We start from the raw sequence: 15240 nt of genomic DNA on the forward strand, positions 1-15240 counted from the left end.
GTGGGTGCCCGGGCACGCGCTCGCCGTGGCCGGCACGGTGCTGCTGGTCGTGGGCCTGTGGATGGCCCGGCGCCGGCAGGTCTGGCACCGGATGGCCGATCGACCCCTCGCCGTCGCCGTCGTAGCCCTCGCCCTCTACGCGGTCGAGACGGTCTTCCACCTCGCCGCCGTCGTCGACAGCCACGCGCTGCACCACGGTCACGCCGCCCCGGTCGCCTTCACCCACCTGGGGCTGGCCGCCGTGCTGTACCCCGTCAGTGGCCTGGCCGTCGTGTACCTCGCCGCGACCCTGGTCAGGATCCAGGGTGGCCTGCGCCGCGTCGTGGCCCTGTTCGGCGTCGTCGGCGGGGCTGGCGCACGCCGTGGTGGTGCCACTGACGTTCCTGTCGCCCGACACCGAGTTCACGCCACTGTTCGCGGTCGCGGTCGCGGTCGCGGTCGCGGTCGTGCTGCTGGCGCTGTGGGCGCTGGGTACCGCGGCGACCGGTGCACGCGCCGAGGAGACCGCCCCCACCCAGGAGCTGGCAGCCGTCGGCTGACCGCCGCCACCGGACCCACCTGCCAGGCGGCGCCCGGGAGAACCCGGGCGCCGCCCGCTGCTCGTCCGGGCCCCGATCCGGTCCCGCCGCCCCTGGCATCCGCCCCGTGCAGGTCCGGGTCTTCGGCGAGCTGGCGGTGGAGGTGGACGGCGCGCCTGTCGACCTCGGTGGGCCCACGCCGCGGGCACTGCTCGCGCTGCTCGTCGCCGCCGAGGGCAAGCGGGTGTCGGTGTCGCACCTGGTCGACCGGATCTGGGGCGAGCCGCCGCCGGCCAGCGGGGTGGCCGCGTGTCCTGCGATGTCCCCCGCCTCCACGCGGTGCCCTCATCGACCGAGCCATAGCCTCACGTCATGCGAGCCGTGCAGATCACCCGCTTCCGCGGTCCCGAGGTCCTCGACGTCGTCGACCTCCCCGACCCCACACCGGGCGACGCGCAGCAGCTGTTCGACGTCTCCACCGCCGGCGCCAACTACGCCGATACGCATCACCGGCTGTCGTGACACCTACATGACGGCCGCAGAATCGCGCGGCCACGAACTTGGGTTTGGTTGCCCATCACGCTCACCTTGAAATCCGGAGCGTGCGCTGCACAAGTTGAGTAGCGCCGCACTATGCAAAGTACGACCGCGCATTCAAGAAGAGGCCGCGCTCGAACGAGTCAAGTGGCAAGACCTCACTGTCTAACGCAGACAGTTGACTCAAGAGGTCATCCAGTGACGATGCGGGCGACAGTAGACCGTCAAGCTTAAGTACCAGCTGCGCAGGAATGCCGTACTCTTCCAGATTCGAGAAGTATCGAGGGAGGAAAAGATCTTCGCACCGGCCCGCGAAGTATGTGTAGTCGCCAGGGCGAATCCCCAGGCGGGGCAGTACGGCCTTCTGCAGACTATCGGCGACGCGGAGAAAGCGCGGAAGGTTGTGCCCCGGCCAGTAACGCAGGAACTCAAGGGTGTTCTCGACCGCGTCATCGACGGCCTCCTGACCGAGTCGTTGCAGGACCAACTCGTCTAGGTCGCCCCCGGCGGACCTCAGTCGCGATATGAAGAACGCGAGTTGGGCACCAGAGGACACACCAGCCACTCGCCCCTTTTGCCGCTTGAGCGAATCTAGGATCAGTTGCCCAAGCACCCTGAGCTCATCGTAAGTAGGCTCACCAGTCCAGGCGAGTTGAGTCGCCAGTCCCCTATCCGCCGCCACACGTCGCGCAAACGCCAATTGGTTCTCTGGCTCGACCCCCACGTTATCGGCGAGCAGGCTCGGTGCGATCAAATCTTGACCCACCACATCACCCAAACGCTGCCGGGACGAAGAGGTCAACTCGTCCTCGGGTAGCTGCAGGAGCAGAGACGTGTTGGCATTATCGGACTGAGTGAGAACAGGAATGTCCACGACCGGCAGTTCTGGATCGGGAGGATCGTGAAACATGACGACTCGACCAACGAAGTGTTGAAACATCCGACCCGAGCGGCCACTGATGTTATTGAAAGTAAAGTAGTCATAGGCCGCCTGGCCGATTCGATTATCGAGGATCACAACGTTCTTGGCTCGGGTATTGACCCCCTCGATCAACGTGCTCGTACATACCAGTTGAGCGAGCTGGCCGTCATTGAAAGCTCTGACCATCCACTGACTTATTGAACGGGGCAAGCGTGCATGATGGACGCCGATTCCTCGACGCAAAGCCGCTGGCACATACCAATCGGGGTGAAAGTTTCGCTCAAGCCAGTCCGCCGCCTCAAGCACGGAGCCGTCGACGTCATCGCCACTTCGATTAGTCAGCTGCCATAAACATACGTCCCTAACGCGACGCGGCGATCTACAATACACGAGACTCGGTCCGGTCAGATTGTCCAGTAGCTCGACCAAGGCTTCACGCTTGCTTGCCTCTGGCACACGGATGCGCTCAACATCTGCCGCGACTGTTTTGAAGTCGGTATGCACGAAGCGCGCGCTGAACGTGCCCGGGATATCTGGACTTATGGACTGAACGGCGGGGCCCAGAAGTAAAAACTGGGCGTCGGTACGAAGAAGTCGCTGAAGGGCACTATTGAGTAGAGTTCCTCGCTCTTCATCCTGACGAGTGTCGAGTTTATAGAACTCGTCAATCACGAAGAAGTCGAGCGCCGGCAATCCATCTAGGTCGAGTAGCCGCTCCTGGGTAACAACCAGAACATTCTTTTGGCCCCAGATCTGAGTCTGGTGCGTTAGCACCTTATATCCGAGGTTCAGGTCATGGAGCCTGCGCCTGGTCTCATCGATCAACGCCAGCGTAGGGACAATTATGGCCACGTTGACGTACCGGCCCGAGGCGAGGACCGCATCGATCAGTGCGCTCTTGCCGAAACTTGTGGGCGCGCTGACCATAAGGTTCTCGCCCTGCATGATGGCCCGGTATATCTCAGCTTGCACACGGTGCAGCACCAAATCGGACGCACCGATCGGCCGGTGAGCCTCGAGCGCAATAAGGTCCCGCGCACCTAAGTCATCGCGAAAGAGGTAGGGGTACAGCCCGACCTCACGCAGGAGTCCATCAAGAAGTTCGACGTACTCAGTGAACTCGGAACGTCGCGCGTGCAACCGGACCGCGAGATCGACAGCGTCAGCTTCGGCCAATGACGACAGTTGTCGCCCATGTGCCACGAAACGCAAGAGGTCGAACGCGTCGTCCAGTATGGGTGCCGTATCACGCAGTCGGGCGCGGGCGCCCGCCGCATCTAGATATTCTGCCATAGCATCAGCTGGTTATGCAACACCTTGACAAGTCCAGCCTTGTCTGGCAACGGTAGAAGAAACAGTCGAACTCGGACTTCTGCCGGCAAGTTCTTCGCTGAGAAGGTGGCCCAGTGCCCCCTAACTTCCTCTTCCAAGGCTAAGGCGTAATCGTCCGTGTGCTTCGTGTGAGCCTGTGTCGTCGGGCTGTCGTAAGTAAGAAGGACCGGGATGGTTAGTCGAGCGAAGACCGTATCCAATGACGTGTTGGGGTTCAGGAGACTCTTCACTTTATGAGCATGAGGCCAGGAAGCGTCGATCTTATTAGCGATCAGCGTGAACTCTTGCCGCAAGTAGTCGGCGTCCGTATGTTCATGCAATTCGGACACAACAGCCGCGATGGCTTGCGAGACGCTACTGTAGAGCTTGGCTTCACCTAGCCACAGCTCCAGCACGCCGTCAGCTTCGACTATGTGAACCGCGTCGAAGCCCTTGACCGTGTTGTTGGCGGCATCTTTGAAGTACAGTTTACTGATAGCGGGCTCTGTTCCGAAGACTTGCCGGATGATCGCGTGCAAGATCAGCTCTCCAAATTCGCCTCGCTTTGAGTACTTGTCACTCGAATACACGACAGCCGCAGCCCGGCGGAGTAGCACAACGGCCGTAGCGTCGGAGAAACTTTGGCGCTCAGCCCAGGTGAGGGCAAATTCAGGTAACCACTCGAACAGATGCCGTGCGTACTGCTCGGTTCGCCACGTTCCCAGCTCGTAGCACGCACAGAGTGCCGTAAGCGTGGGGTCCAGGTCGAGGTCGTTGACCAGCACCTCTAGGAAGGGGTCCGGCATACTCACAGTGCCGGTACTGTAACCGTCCGATAGATGTAGTGCTGAGAATCCCGCCGGGCCGCGACGTCCTCCTCGCGCCTCCACCCCAGGGACGGCCATGTGAGGCAGTACCGCCTGTCCCTGGTCAAGCACTTAGCCTCACGAGCATGCGCGCAGTCCAGATCACCCGCTTCGGCGGTCCCGAGGTCCTCGACGTCGTCGACCTGCCCGACCCCACACCGGGCGACGGGCAGCAGCTGTTCGACGTCTCCACCGCCGGCGTCAACTTCGCCGACACCCACCAGATCGAGAACAGCTACCTCGCCGCCCAGCAGCTGCCGCTGGTGCCCGGCGCGGAGTTCGTGGGGACGACGGCCGGCGGCGGCCCGCGGGTGGTCGGCCTGCTCGACGGGGGCGGCTACGCCGAGAAGGTGGCCGCGCACCCGCGGCTGGCCTGGCAGGTGCCCGACGGGGTGACCGACGAGCAGGCGCTGGCCGTCGTCCTGCAGGGCAGCACCGCGTACCACCTGCTGCGCACCAGCGCTCACCTCGCCGCAGGGGAGACCGTCGTCGTCATCGCCGGCGCGGGCGGGGTCGGGTCGCTGGCCGTCCAGCTGGCCCGCCGCTGGGGCGCCGGGCGGGTCATCGCGACCGCGTCCAGCCCGGAGAAGCGGGCGCTGACCGAGGAGCTGGGCGCCGACGCCGCGGTCGACCCGGCGCTGGCCGACGACGACCCCAAGGCGTTCACCGCGGCGCTGCGCGAGGCCAACGGCGGCCGGCCCGTCGACGTCGTCCTGGAGATGACCGGCGGCAACGTGTTCACCGGCTCGCTGTCGGCGCTGGCCCCGTTCGGCCGGGTCGTCACCTACGGGATGGCCGCCCGGCAGGAGACCGCCGCCGTCCCGCCGGGGATGCTGCTGCAGAAGAGCCGCGCGGTCGTCGGCTTCTGGCTGGCGCACTGCATGGCCCGCCCGGCGATGCTGGACGACGCGATGGCCGAGCTGCTGCCGCTGGTCGCCGACGGCGCGCTGCGGCCGGTCGTCGGCGGGCGGTACCCGCTGAGCGCCGTCCGCGAGGCGCACCAGGACCTGCTCGCCCGCCGCACCACCGGGAAGCTCGTCCTCGACCCGAGCCGCTGACCGAGGGTTCCTGGAACGGCCCCGCTGCAGGGGCCCACCGCGAGCGCAGCGAGTGGTGGGGGGCAGCGGGGTCCTTTCAGAGCAGACGGTTGGTCCAGAGCAGGCTGAGGACGACGCCGATCAGCGCGAACAGCACCCCGCCGCGGACGAACCAGTAGCTGACGTCGCGGGGCTCGGTGGTGTAGCCGATCTGGCTGCCGAGGTCTTGGTAGACCTCCTCGAGCTCCGCGGCGCTGGCCGCCTCGCTGTAGCTGCCACCGGTCTGGTCGGCGATCTCCTCGAGCGTCGCGCGGTCCACGGGCACCGGCACCCGCTCGCCGTCGAGGTCGAGGGTGCCGTAGTCGGTGCCGAAGGCGATGGTCGAGACCGGGATGCCGGCGTCGAGCGCGGCGTCGACGGCCTGGGTGTCCGGCCGGCCGACGGTGTTGTAGCCGTCGGACAGCAGCACGACGCGCGCCGGCGGCACCTCCTCGCCGTCGGCGTCCAGCGAGGACTGGAAGTTCTCGATCGCGGTCAGCGAGGTGAACACCGCCTCGCCGATGGCGGTGGACTCGGCCAGCTCCAGGTTGTCGATCGCGGTGCGCACCTGGCCGCGGTCGGTCGTCGGGGTCACCACCGTGGTCGCGGTGCCGGCGAAGGACACCAGCCCCAGGTTGATCCGCTCGGGCAGCACGTCGACGAACTCCTTGGCCGCCACCTGCATCGCCTCGAACCGGCTGGGCTCGATGTCGGTCGCCTGCATCGACAGCGAGACGTCGACGGCCATGATCACCGTCGCCCGCTCCCGCGGCACCCGGACCTCGGTGCTGGGCACCGCCAGCGAGACGATCAGCGCGGCCAGCGCCAGCGCCACCAGCCCGAACGCCACGTGCCGCCGCCAGCCGGGTCGCTTGGGCACCAGCGTGCCGAGCAGCGCGACGTTGGTGAACCGGGCGGCGTAGGCCTTGCGGCGCAGCTGCAGCACCACGTACAGCGCCACCAGCGCGACGACGGCCAGCAGGCCGAGCAGCCACCACGGGGCCTGGAAGGTCATCGGGAGGCTCCTCCGCTGCCGGCGCGCCGGCGGTCGGCGACGAACCGGACGACGTCCATCAGCCAGTCGCGGTCCGTGCGCAGGTGCAGGTGGCCGGCGCCGGCGCGGCGCAGGGCCGCGGCGATCGCCCGCCGCTGGGCCGCGGCGCCCTCGGCGAACCGGGCGCGGAACGCCGCGTCGCCGGTCGGCACCTCGAGGGTCTGGCCGCTCTCGGGGTCGACGACGGTGAGCAGTCCGACGTCGGGCAGCTCCAGCTCCCGCGGGTCGACGACCTCGATGGCCAGCAGCTCGTGCCGGGCCCGGAGGCCGCGCAGCGGGCGCTCCCAGTCGGGCACGTCGGAGGCGTCCGAGCCGAGGAAGTCCGAGACGACGACCACCAGGCCGCGGCGGCGCGGCGGGCGGCGCAGCGACTCCAGCGCGGCGGCCAGGTCACCGCGGCGCCCGCCCTCGGCCCGCGGCGTCCGCACGACCGAGCGCAGCAGCCGGTCGGCGGCCAGCCGGCCGGGCATCGCCGGGTACCGGTCGACGCGCTCCCCTGTCGTGACGACGGCACCCAGCCGGTTGCCGCCGCGGACGGTGAGGTGGCTTACCGCGGCCAGCCCGGCGATGGCCAGGTCGCGCTTGGTGCAGTTGGCGGTGCCGAAGTCGAGGCTGGCGGAGAGGTCGACGACCGCCCAGGTCTCCAGCTCGCGGTCGGCGATCGTCTCGCGGACGTGCGGCACCTGGGTGCGCGCGGTCACCGGCCAGTCCATCCGCCGGACGTCGTCCCCCGGGTGGTAGGTGCGCGAGTCGCCGGCCTCGCTGCCCGAGCCCGGCACCAGCCCCAGGTGGTCGCCCTGGAGCAGGCCGTCGAGCCGGCGGCGCACGGTGAGCTCCAGCCGCTGCAGCAGGACGTCGGCCGGCCCCTCGGCGAAGTGCGGCGGAGCGCCGGTGCCGTCCCCCGCCCCCGGGTCGATGCCGGAGCCGGGCGTGGGTGCGGCGCCGGTCTGCTCCGGCGTCGCGGTGCCGCCGGACCGGCGACGCAGGATCACGCCGGTGCGGGCCCGCGGTCGGCGCCGTCGGCCGACCCGTCGGGACGGCCCTGCGGCGGGCCGGCCGGGCCCGGGGCGCTGAAGGGACCGCCGGCCGGCACCGGGCCGGGGTGCCCGGGGCCCTGCGGACCGGGACCCCCGAACGGCTGACCGGGCTGGCCGTACTGCGGGCCGGGCGGACCGTACTGCGGACCGCCGAACGGCGCGGCGGGCGGGACCGAGGGGCCTCCGGGGCTGCCCGGGCCGAAGCCGCCGGAACGCTGCCGCGGGGCGACCTGGGGCAGCGGCACCGTCTGCAGGATCCGCTTGACCACGTGGTCGGCGGGCACGCCGTCGGCCAGCGCGTCGTAGGAGAGCACCAGCCGGTGGCGCAGCACGTCGGCGGTGACGTCGAGGACGTCCTGCGGCAGCACGTAGTCCCGGCCGCGGACCAGCGCCAGCGCCCGGCTGGCGGCGATCAGCCCGAGCGAGGCACGGGGGCTGGCGCCGTAGGACACCCAGGAGGCGACGTCCTCCATGCCGTGCTCGCGCGGCGCGCGGGTGGCGACCACCAGCCGGACGACGTAGTCGACCAGCGCGTGGTGCACGAACACCTCGGAGGCGGTGCGCTGCATGCGGACGAGGTCCTCGGGGCCCAGGACGGTCTGGGCCACCGGCGGGGTCGACCCCATCCGGTAGATGATCTCCCGCTCCTCCTCCGGGCTCGGGTAGTCGACGAGCACCTTCATGAGGAAGCGGTCGCGCTGGGCCTCGGGCAGCGGGTAGACGCCCTCGGACTCGATCGGGTTCTGCGTGGCCAGCACGAGGAACGGGTTCGGCAGCGGGTGGGTCACCCCGCCGATGGACACCTGCCGCTCGGCCATGACCTCCAGCAGCGCCGACTGGACCTTGGCCGGCGCGCGGTTGATCTCGTCGGTGAGCACGAAGTTGGCGAAGACGGGGCCCAGCTCGGTGTCGAAGGCGTCCTGCCCGGCCTTGTAGATGCGGGTGCCGATGATGTCGGCCGGCACCAGGTCGGGGGTGAACTGCAGGCGGGCGAAGCGGCCGCCGACCACGGTGGCCAGCGTCTCGACCGCGAGGGTCTTCGCGACGCCGGGGACGCCCTCGAGCAGCACGTGCCCGCGGGCCAGCAGCGAGACGAGCATCCGCTCGACCAGCCGGTCCTGGCCGACGATGACCCGCTTGATCTCGAACAGCACCCGCTCCAGGCGGGCGGCGTCGACCGACGGCGGCACCGGCTGCCCGGCGGACTGCTGGAGCGGGGTGCTGGCGGCGCTGCTCACGGAACTCCCTGACGTGCCGGTCCACGGCTCCGTTCCCGGACGGGTCAGGAGGCCGCGACGGGACCTCGTGCCCGTCCCCCGCCAGTGTCCTACACGTTGCCGGACACCAGCTGGACGCGCACGCAGGTGAGCCGTCCGCACACCGTCCGTGGCCGACGCCCGCCCTCGGTGGAGCGCGTGCACAACCCTGCCCGCGGGGCGGGCCGACTGCTAGCCTCGATGATGCGTCGGGCAGCTCCCCCCGTGGCTGCCCGACGCCCCATCTCTCAGGCGGTCGGCCGGACGGCGCCGTAGTAGTCGTCGCCGAACCACATCGTGGAGACCCGCACGACGTCCCCGCTCTGCGGCGCCTGGATCACCTGGTTGCCCCCGATGTAGAGCGCCACGTGGTAGATCGACTGGTAGTCCGAGGTGCTCCCCCAGAACACCAGGTCGCCGGGCCGCAGGTCCCCGGCCGCCACCGTCCGGTCGCGGAAGCGGTGGTACTGCTCGCGGCTGGTGCCGCCGATCCGGATGCCGGCCTGGGCGTAGGCGTACTCGGTGAGCCCCGAGCAGTCGAAGCCGTAGACCGCCGTGTCCGGCGGGATGCCGAGGGTCGGCCCGCTGCTGGTGCCGCCACCCCAGCTGTAGGGCAGCCCGCGCTGGGTCATGGCCGCGGCGATCGCGACGTCGACCGCCGACCCCGAGGGCGCGCCGGCCGTGGTGCTGCTGGGCACGGGGGACGACGGCCGCGAGGTCGAGCCCGAGGTCGAGCCCGAGGACGACGGGCTCCGGGTCGGGGACACCGCCGCCGGCGCCGGCGCCGGCGCCGGCGCCGGCGGGCGGGCCTGCGCCGCGGCGGCGGCGGCCGCCTGCGCGGCGGCCGCGGCCTCGGCGCCCTGGGCTCCGAGCAGGACCGTCTGCGCCGCCGTGAGCTCGGCCTCGAGCACCCGCCGCTGGTCGGCGAGCTGGGCGGCCTGCGCCCTCGCCGAGACCTCCTGGGCCTGGGCGGAGGCCAGCGAGTCGGCCGCCGCGGCCTGGGCCGCGTCGGCGGCCTGCACCGCGACCTGCGCGGCGTCCTCGGCCGCGGTGGCCTCGGCCTCCAGCACGGTCAGCTCGGTGACGACGTCGACGCGGTGGCTGCCGGCGGCGTCGAGCAGCGCGGCCCGCTCGATCAGCTGCGCGGGGCCGTCGGCGGTGACCAGCGCGGCCGCGCCCGGGTTGGTGCTGCCCTGCATGTAGCTGGACCGGGCGAAGGCCACCACCTGGTCGCGGCCGACCTGCAGCTCGGCGGCGGCCTGCACGGCGGCCGCGGCGGCGGCGTCGGCCGCGGCCCGGGCCTCCTGCTGCGCCGCTTGGCGCTCCTCGTACTCCTGCAGCGCGATCTGCGCGCCCTGCCGGGCGGCGTCCACCCGCGCCTGGGCCTGGCTCAGCTGGGCACCGATCTCGGTCACCCGGGCGGCCGCGGCGTCGCGCTCGGCCTGCGCCTCGGCGACCGAGGGGTCACCGGGAGCGGCTCCCGCCGTCCCCGGCACCAGGCCCGCCACCACGAGGGCGGTGACCACCGTCCCCGCACCGCGCACCAGCCAGTGGCGGCTCGCCCGCTCGTCCGTCCTGCCCACGTCCCGACCTCTCCCACGACCTCGTCGACCCGGCGCCCGGAGGCGCACTCCGGTGCCGGAACGACAAGATCAGGAGCGGGGTTGAGCGGTCACTCCCCACATGGGGGGAGACCGGACCCCCTGTGATGGCCCGCGCGGCGTCCCCTGACCCGCGCGGGGACCAGGGGGTCCTCCAGGCGGCGTGCCGCACGCGCGGACCGCGAGCCGCCCACCGGACCCCGCCTGCCGCTCAGACGGCCGCGGCCACCAGGCTGGCCACCAGCACCAGGGGCAGGGAGACGACGGCCCCCAGCGAGGTCGCCATCGTCAGCGTCTTCAGGCTGCCCTTGGTGGAGAGGTCGAGCAGCGTGGTGAACATCCAGAAGAAGTTGCTGTTGACGTGGAGCGCGAACATGGCGCCCGACGCGATCGCCAGCGCGATGACGACGGGGTCGATCCCCAGCGAGCCGACGATCGGCGCGATGATGCCTGCGGCGGTGATCGCCCCGACCGACACCGAGCCGATCGCGAAGTGCAGCACCGCGGCGATGAACCAGGCGAGCAGGACGCTGAGGATCACCGGCGCGTCGGCTTCGGCGGAGAACAGGCCCGCGAGCGTCTCGTCCATGCCGCTCTCGGCGATGACGGCGCCGAGGGACCCGCCGACGCCCGTGACGAGCAGGATCTCCCCGGTCGTGTGGAAGCCCGCGGTGAGCACCGTGCCGACCCCGTTCGCGCCCAGCGACGGCCGGACCATGCCGAAGGCGATCAGCAGCCCCACGAAGAGGGCGATGTTGGCATCGCCGAGGAAGGTGATCACCGGGTTCGAGACCTCGGCCAGGCCGGCGATCGCCCCGGTGGCGATCAAGACCAGCGGTACCAGGATCGGCAGCAGACGCACCCACAGGGGCAACCGGGCGGTGCCCTCGGCCAGCGGCACGTCCTCGGTCTCGTCGTGCGGACGGCCCTCCTCGACGACCACGTCCGGGTCGAAGTCGGTCGTGTCGTTCCAGTAGCCCCGCCCCAGCAGCAGCCGGAACAGGAACGTCGTGACCAGCGCGGTCAGCAGCCCGATCGGCAGCCCGTACAGCAGGTAGGTCCCCAGCGGCACGTCCAGGAGCCCGGCGATGGCGACCGCTGCGAGGCCGGGCACGACGAAGACGTACCCGGCGAAGATGCCGATGCCCATGGCCCCGGCGAGCCACGGCAGGCCGATCCGGCGGTCGACGGCCGGCGCCGACTCCTTGGCCATCGGCGCCGCCAGCACGACCTGCACGTCGACGTAGATGGACGGGAAGATCGTGGAGAGCGTGCCGGCCATCGCGTACGGCAGGCGGCGCCCCACCCGGCGCGCGAGGACCTCCACCAGGTCGTTGAAGGTGCCCATCGCGTGCAGCAGCGCTCCGATCAGCACGCCGAAGCCGATGAGCAGGCCGACCTCGGCCATGATCTCGCCGAACCCCCCGGTGATCTGGGCCACCGTCCCCTCGGCGCCCAGCCCGGTGGCGAGCCCGAGGTACACGCACGCCAGCAGCAGGGAGATCACCGGGTCGACCTTGAACCGGATGATGAGCACGATCGCGCCCAGGATCGCGATCGCGGAGTGCAGGATCTCCATGGGCGATTCCGATCCGAGCGACCAGTGGCGACGCCACGCTGTTGGACGACGTCACGCTATTGGACGACGCCGGAATTGCGGGGCGCTGCTCCCCTTCTCCTCGGTCTCGGCGCGATCGGCATCGACGTCGGCCGGCGACGCCACGCGGAGTCGCACGGGACCGTGCACGTCACGCCCACCATCGGCTTCCGACCGAACCTCGTCGAGGCCTGCTCCGGCACCATTTCCGGCCGAGCCGTACGCCGCGGTCACCCGGCAGCGCCGAGCAACTCGTCGGCGCGAACCGCACCGTCAGCGAGGGCTGGGACGACCGCCCATTCTCGACCCGGACAACGGACGGAATCGTCCGCCCCACGTCACCCGTGAACGGCGATCAGCCGCGCCACACTAGTTCACCCGGCGGTCGGAGTCCGGCCAGAAGGCCTCGCGCAGCTTGAACTTCTGGATCTTCCCGGTCGCGGTGCGGGCCAGCTCGTCGCGGAACTCGACCCGCTTCGGGATCTTGTACCCGGCGATCCGGCCCCGGCAGTGGGCGACGATCTCCTCGGCGGTGACCTGCTGGCCCTCGGCGACGACGATCAGCGCGGTCACCATCTCGCCCCACTTCTCGTCGGGGACGCCGATGACCGCGACCTCGGCGACCGCCGGGTGGCTGAAGACGGCGTCCTCGACCTCGATCGAGGAGACGTTCTCGCCGCCGGTGATGATCACGTCCTTCTTGCGGTCGGAGATGGTGAGGTAGCCGCCGTCGTCGATCGTGCCGCCGTCCCCGGTGTGGAACCAGCCGCCCTCGAGGGCCTCGGCCGAGGCGTCGGGGTTGTTCCAGTAGCCGGCCAGCACGGTGTTGCTCTGCACGAGCGCCTCGCCGCTCTCGCTGGTCCGCAGTCGGGTGCCCAGCGCCGGCACCCCGGCCCGCGACAGCCGCCTGGCCCGCTCCTCCGGCTCCAGGTCGTCGTACTCCGCGCGCGGCCGGTTGACGGTCACCAGCGGGGCGGTCTCGGTCAGGCCGTAGATCTGGTTGAACTCCCAGCCCAGCTCCGCCTCGACCCGGGCGATCGTCTTCGACGGCGGCGGGGCGCCGGCGACGATGATCCGCACCCGGTCGCGCCCGGGGACCTCGCCGTCCCAGTCGGCCGCGGCGTCCAGGACGGCGTTCCACACCGCCGGCGCCCCCGCCATCACGGTCACGCCGTGCTGCTCGACCCGGCGCAGGATCTCCGCGCCGTCGATCTTGCGGATCACCACCTGCCGGGCGCCCAGGCCGGCCGTCGTGTACGGCAGCCCCCAGCCGTTGCAGTGGAACATCGGCAGCGTGTGCAGGTAGACGTCGCGGTCGCTGACCTGCATGTGCATGCCGAAGGTCACCGCGTTGACCCACTCGTTGCGGTGGGTCATCTGCACGCCCTTGGGCCGGGCCGTCGTCCCGCTGGTGTAGTTGATCGTGGCGGTGGCGTCCTCGTCCGGGGACGACCACGGCACCGGCTCGGTGTCGTAGCGGAGCAGCTGCTCGTACTCCTCGCCGATGGTGAACCGGTGCTCGGCCTCGACGCGCTTGAGCGAGGCCTCCAGCTCCGGGTCGACGAACAGCACCCGGGCGCCGCTGTGCCCGACGATGTAGGACACCTCCTCCGGCTGCAGCCGGAAGTTGACCGGGACGACGACCCGCCCGGACGACGGCAGCGCCAGCAGGCACTCCAGCAGCCGGCCGGCGTTGTGGCTGACGACGGCGACCCGCTCGCCCTCCCCCACGCCGAGCGCGTCGAGCCCGGCCTGCAGCGCGCGACCGCGGCGGGCGATCTCGCGGTAGGTGACCTCCCCGAGCGAGGGAGCGGGCTGGTTGGGCTCGTCGACGATGCCGACCCGGTCGCCGTAGACCAGCTCGGCGCGGTCGAGGAAGTCTCGGGTGGTCAAGGGCACGCGCATTCCGGCTCCCGGGTCCTCGGGCCGGCGCGCAGGCCGGCCGCTCGACGTGGCGCCCGTCACGCTATCCGCCGGTGGCGCCCGGCGTACGCCCGGCTCAGCCGAGCAGCGCGGCGACCGCGGCGACCGTCCCCGCCGTGGCCGCGACAGCCCGCACGGTGTCCACCCGCAGCAGCCGCCGGTGCGCGGCGTCGTCCCACGCCTCCTGCAGCCGGCGGTGCAGCGGGACGGCGCCCAGCGCGGTGGCCGCCAGGACGACGGCCAGGCACGCCGCCCCCGCCAGCACCGGCAGCAGCGGCGTCCCGCCCGGCCGGTCGGCCAGCAGCCACAGCGTGGTGACGCCCTGCCCGGCGAACAGCGGGCCGACCACCCGGGAGACGCGCTGCTGGTGGCGCCGCTCGTAGGCCGGGAAACCGGCCGGCGGGACCAGCGCGAACTGCGGGTAGACCAGCGCGCGCACCGTCCACTGGAAGCCCGCGTAGGCCGCGGTCAGCGCCAGGTGCACGGCCAGCAGGGTCACCGTTTCGCGGGCTTCCGGCGCCAGGCCAGGCTCTGCGCGTCCAGCTCGCGCAGCAGCGGGTCACCCTCGGCGAGAACGCGCTCGGCCAGCGCGACCGCGGCGGCCAGGTGGTCGTCGTCCAACTGCGCGGACGCCGGCGAGCGGCGCCGGTCCAGGACGTCGTACCAGCGCCCGCCGACGGCGTGGTCGAGCAGGATCCGCCCGAAGCAGTGGTCGGCGGTGACCACCCAGCGCCCGGCCCGGGCCCGCCGGGGCAGCTCGTCGTCCACCAGCTGCCGGTAGCGGGCGTACAGCTCGCCGCGGGTCACGGTGCCAGCAGGCGGGGCAGCGACGTCCCGATCGGCTCGCGGACCACCAGGTCGGCGACGTGGTCGTAGGACGTGGGCTCGGCGTTGACCACGACCACCCGGGCGCCGCTCTGGGCGGCCAGGTCGGTCAGCCCGGCCGCCGGGTGCACGGTCAGCGAGGTGCCGACGGCGAGGAACACGTCGCAGTCGACGGCCGCCTCCGCGGCTGCCGCGACGACCTCCGGGTCCAGCGCCTGGCCGAAGCTGACCGTCGCGGACTCGAGGATGCCGCCGCAGACGCGGCAGGCCGGGTCCGGCTCCCCCGCCGCCACGCGGGCCAGCGCCTCGGCCATCGTCGTCCGGTGGGAGCAGGACAGGCACTCGACGGCGTGCACCGTGCCGTGCAGCTCGCGCACCAGCTCCGGGGAGGAGCCCGCCGCCTGGTGCAGCCCGTCGACGTTCTGGGTGAGCAGCGCCCGCAGCCGGCCCTGCCGCTCGAGGTCCACCAGCGCGCGGTGCCCGGCGTTGGGGCGGGCGTCGGGTGCGGTGTCCCGGCGCATCAGCCAGGCCCGGCGGCGGACGTCGGGGTCGGCGAGGTAGTAGGACAGCGTCACCAGCTCCTCGGCGTCCGGGTCGCGGGTCCACACGCCGTTCGGCCCGCGGTAGTCGGGGATGCCGCTGTCGGTGGAGACGCCCGCGCCGGTGAGCACGGTGACCCGCCGGGCCTCGGGCAGCCAGCCGGGGACGTCCACGGGC

Annotated in this window: 13 protein-coding genes and 1 pseudogene; 3 read left to right on the forward strand and 11 right to left on the reverse strand. The window is 71.3% G+C overall.

Annotated features, from left to right (window positions below):
* Nucleotides 1–368: 368 nt before the first annotated feature.
* Entirely contained in the window at nt 369–539 is a 171-nt protein-coding gene (locus tag BLR12_RS24430) for a hypothetical protein (RefSeq protein ID WP_176832416.1), read from the forward strand.
* Between the two features lie 351 nt (nt 540–890).
* The gene (locus BLR12_RS08330) at nt 891–1040 is read left to right on the forward strand and encodes a Zn-dependent oxidoreductase (protein WP_091376043.1); all 150 of its coding nucleotides are present in this window, start codon (nt 891–893) and stop codon (nt 1038–1040) included.
* 109 nt (nt 1041–1149) lie between these two features.
* Here the strand turns inward: BLR12_RS08330 and BLR12_RS08335 are convergent, their stop codons facing one another.
* Together BLR12_RS08335 and BLR12_RS08340 are read right to left on the reverse strand one after the other, a co-directional pair.
* Nucleotides 1150–3270: a DEAD/DEAH box helicase gene (locus BLR12_RS08335; RefSeq protein ID WP_091376046.1), complete on the reverse strand. Its 2121-nt coding sequence runs from the start codon at nt 3268–3270 to the stop codon at nt 1150–1152.
* Nucleotides 3255–4094: a HamA C-terminal domain-containing protein gene (locus BLR12_RS08340; protein ID WP_091376644.1), complete on the reverse strand. Its 840-nt coding sequence runs from the start codon at nt 4092–4094 to the stop codon at nt 3255–3257. Before BLR12_RS08340 ends, BLR12_RS08335 begins: the two co-directional genes overlap by 16 nt.
* Before the next feature lie 146 nt (nt 4095–4240).
* Between BLR12_RS08340 and BLR12_RS08345 the strand changes: the two genes are divergently transcribed.
* Nucleotides 4241–5212, forward strand: a complete 972-nt coding sequence (locus tag BLR12_RS08345; RefSeq protein WP_091376050.1) for a quinone oxidoreductase family protein — start codon at nt 4241–4243, stop codon at nt 5210–5212.
* 76 nt (nt 5213–5288) lie between these two features.
* On the opposite strand, the gene BLR12_RS08350 is transcribed toward BLR12_RS08345, so the two are convergent.
* The 9 genes and pseudogenes from BLR12_RS08350 to BLR12_RS08390 all read right to left on the reverse strand — a co-directional run bounded on the left by BLR12_RS08350 (nt 5289) and on the right by BLR12_RS08390 (nt 15236).
* Complete coding sequence (locus BLR12_RS08350; RefSeq protein WP_091376053.1) at nt 5289–6245, reverse strand: VWA domain-containing protein; 957 nt, start codon at nt 6243–6245, stop codon at nt 5289–5291.
* Nucleotides 6242–7276 carry a DUF58 domain-containing protein gene (locus BLR12_RS08355; RefSeq protein ID WP_091376055.1) on the reverse strand — a complete coding sequence of 345 codons (1035 nt, stop codon included), beginning with the start codon at nt 7274–7276 and terminating at the stop codon, nt 6242–6244. Before BLR12_RS08355 ends, BLR12_RS08350 begins: the two co-directional genes overlap by 4 nt.
* 278 nt (nt 7277–7554) lie before the next feature.
* A pseudogene (locus BLR12_RS08360) lies at nt 7555–8484 on the reverse strand (AAA family ATPase); the annotation flags it as partial.
* Between the two features lie 341 nt (nt 8485–8825).
* Entirely contained in the window at nt 8826–10160 is a 1335-nt protein-coding gene (locus BLR12_RS08365; protein WP_091376060.1) for a C40 family peptidase, read from the reverse strand.
* 229 nt (nt 10161–10389) lie between these two features.
* Nucleotides 10390–11757 carry a GntP family permease gene (locus BLR12_RS08370; RefSeq protein WP_091376062.1) on the reverse strand — a complete coding sequence of 456 codons (1368 nt, stop codon included), beginning with the start codon at nt 11755–11757 and terminating at the stop codon, nt 10390–10392.
* A gap of 387 nt (nt 11758–12144) precedes the next feature.
* Entirely contained in the window at nt 12145–13680 is a 1536-nt protein-coding gene (locus BLR12_RS08375; protein ID WP_091376065.1) for an AMP-binding protein, read from the reverse strand.
* Between the two features lie 94 nt (nt 13681–13774).
* The gene (locus tag BLR12_RS08380; protein WP_091376067.1) at nt 13775–14197 is read right to left on the reverse strand and encodes a DUF1772 domain-containing protein; all 423 of its coding nucleotides are present in this window, start codon (nt 14195–14197) and stop codon (nt 13775–13777) included.
* The gene (locus BLR12_RS08385) at nt 14194–14505 is read right to left on the reverse strand and encodes a hypothetical protein (RefSeq protein WP_091376069.1); all 312 of its coding nucleotides are present in this window, start codon (nt 14503–14505) and stop codon (nt 14194–14196) included. Before BLR12_RS08385 ends, BLR12_RS08380 begins: the two co-directional genes overlap by 4 nt.
* The gene (locus tag BLR12_RS08390) at nt 14502–15236 is read right to left on the reverse strand and encodes an SIR2 family NAD-dependent protein deacylase (RefSeq protein ID WP_091376072.1); all 735 of its coding nucleotides are present in this window, start codon (nt 15234–15236) and stop codon (nt 14502–14504) included. Before BLR12_RS08390 ends, BLR12_RS08385 begins: the two co-directional genes overlap by 4 nt.
* Between the last annotated feature and the right edge of the window lie 4 nt (nt 15237–15240).

This window comes from Geodermatophilus sp. DSM 45219, assembly GCF_900104025.1.
In the GTDB taxonomy this organism is placed as follows: Bacteria; Actinomycetota; Actinomycetes; order Mycobacteriales; family Geodermatophilaceae; genus Geodermatophilus.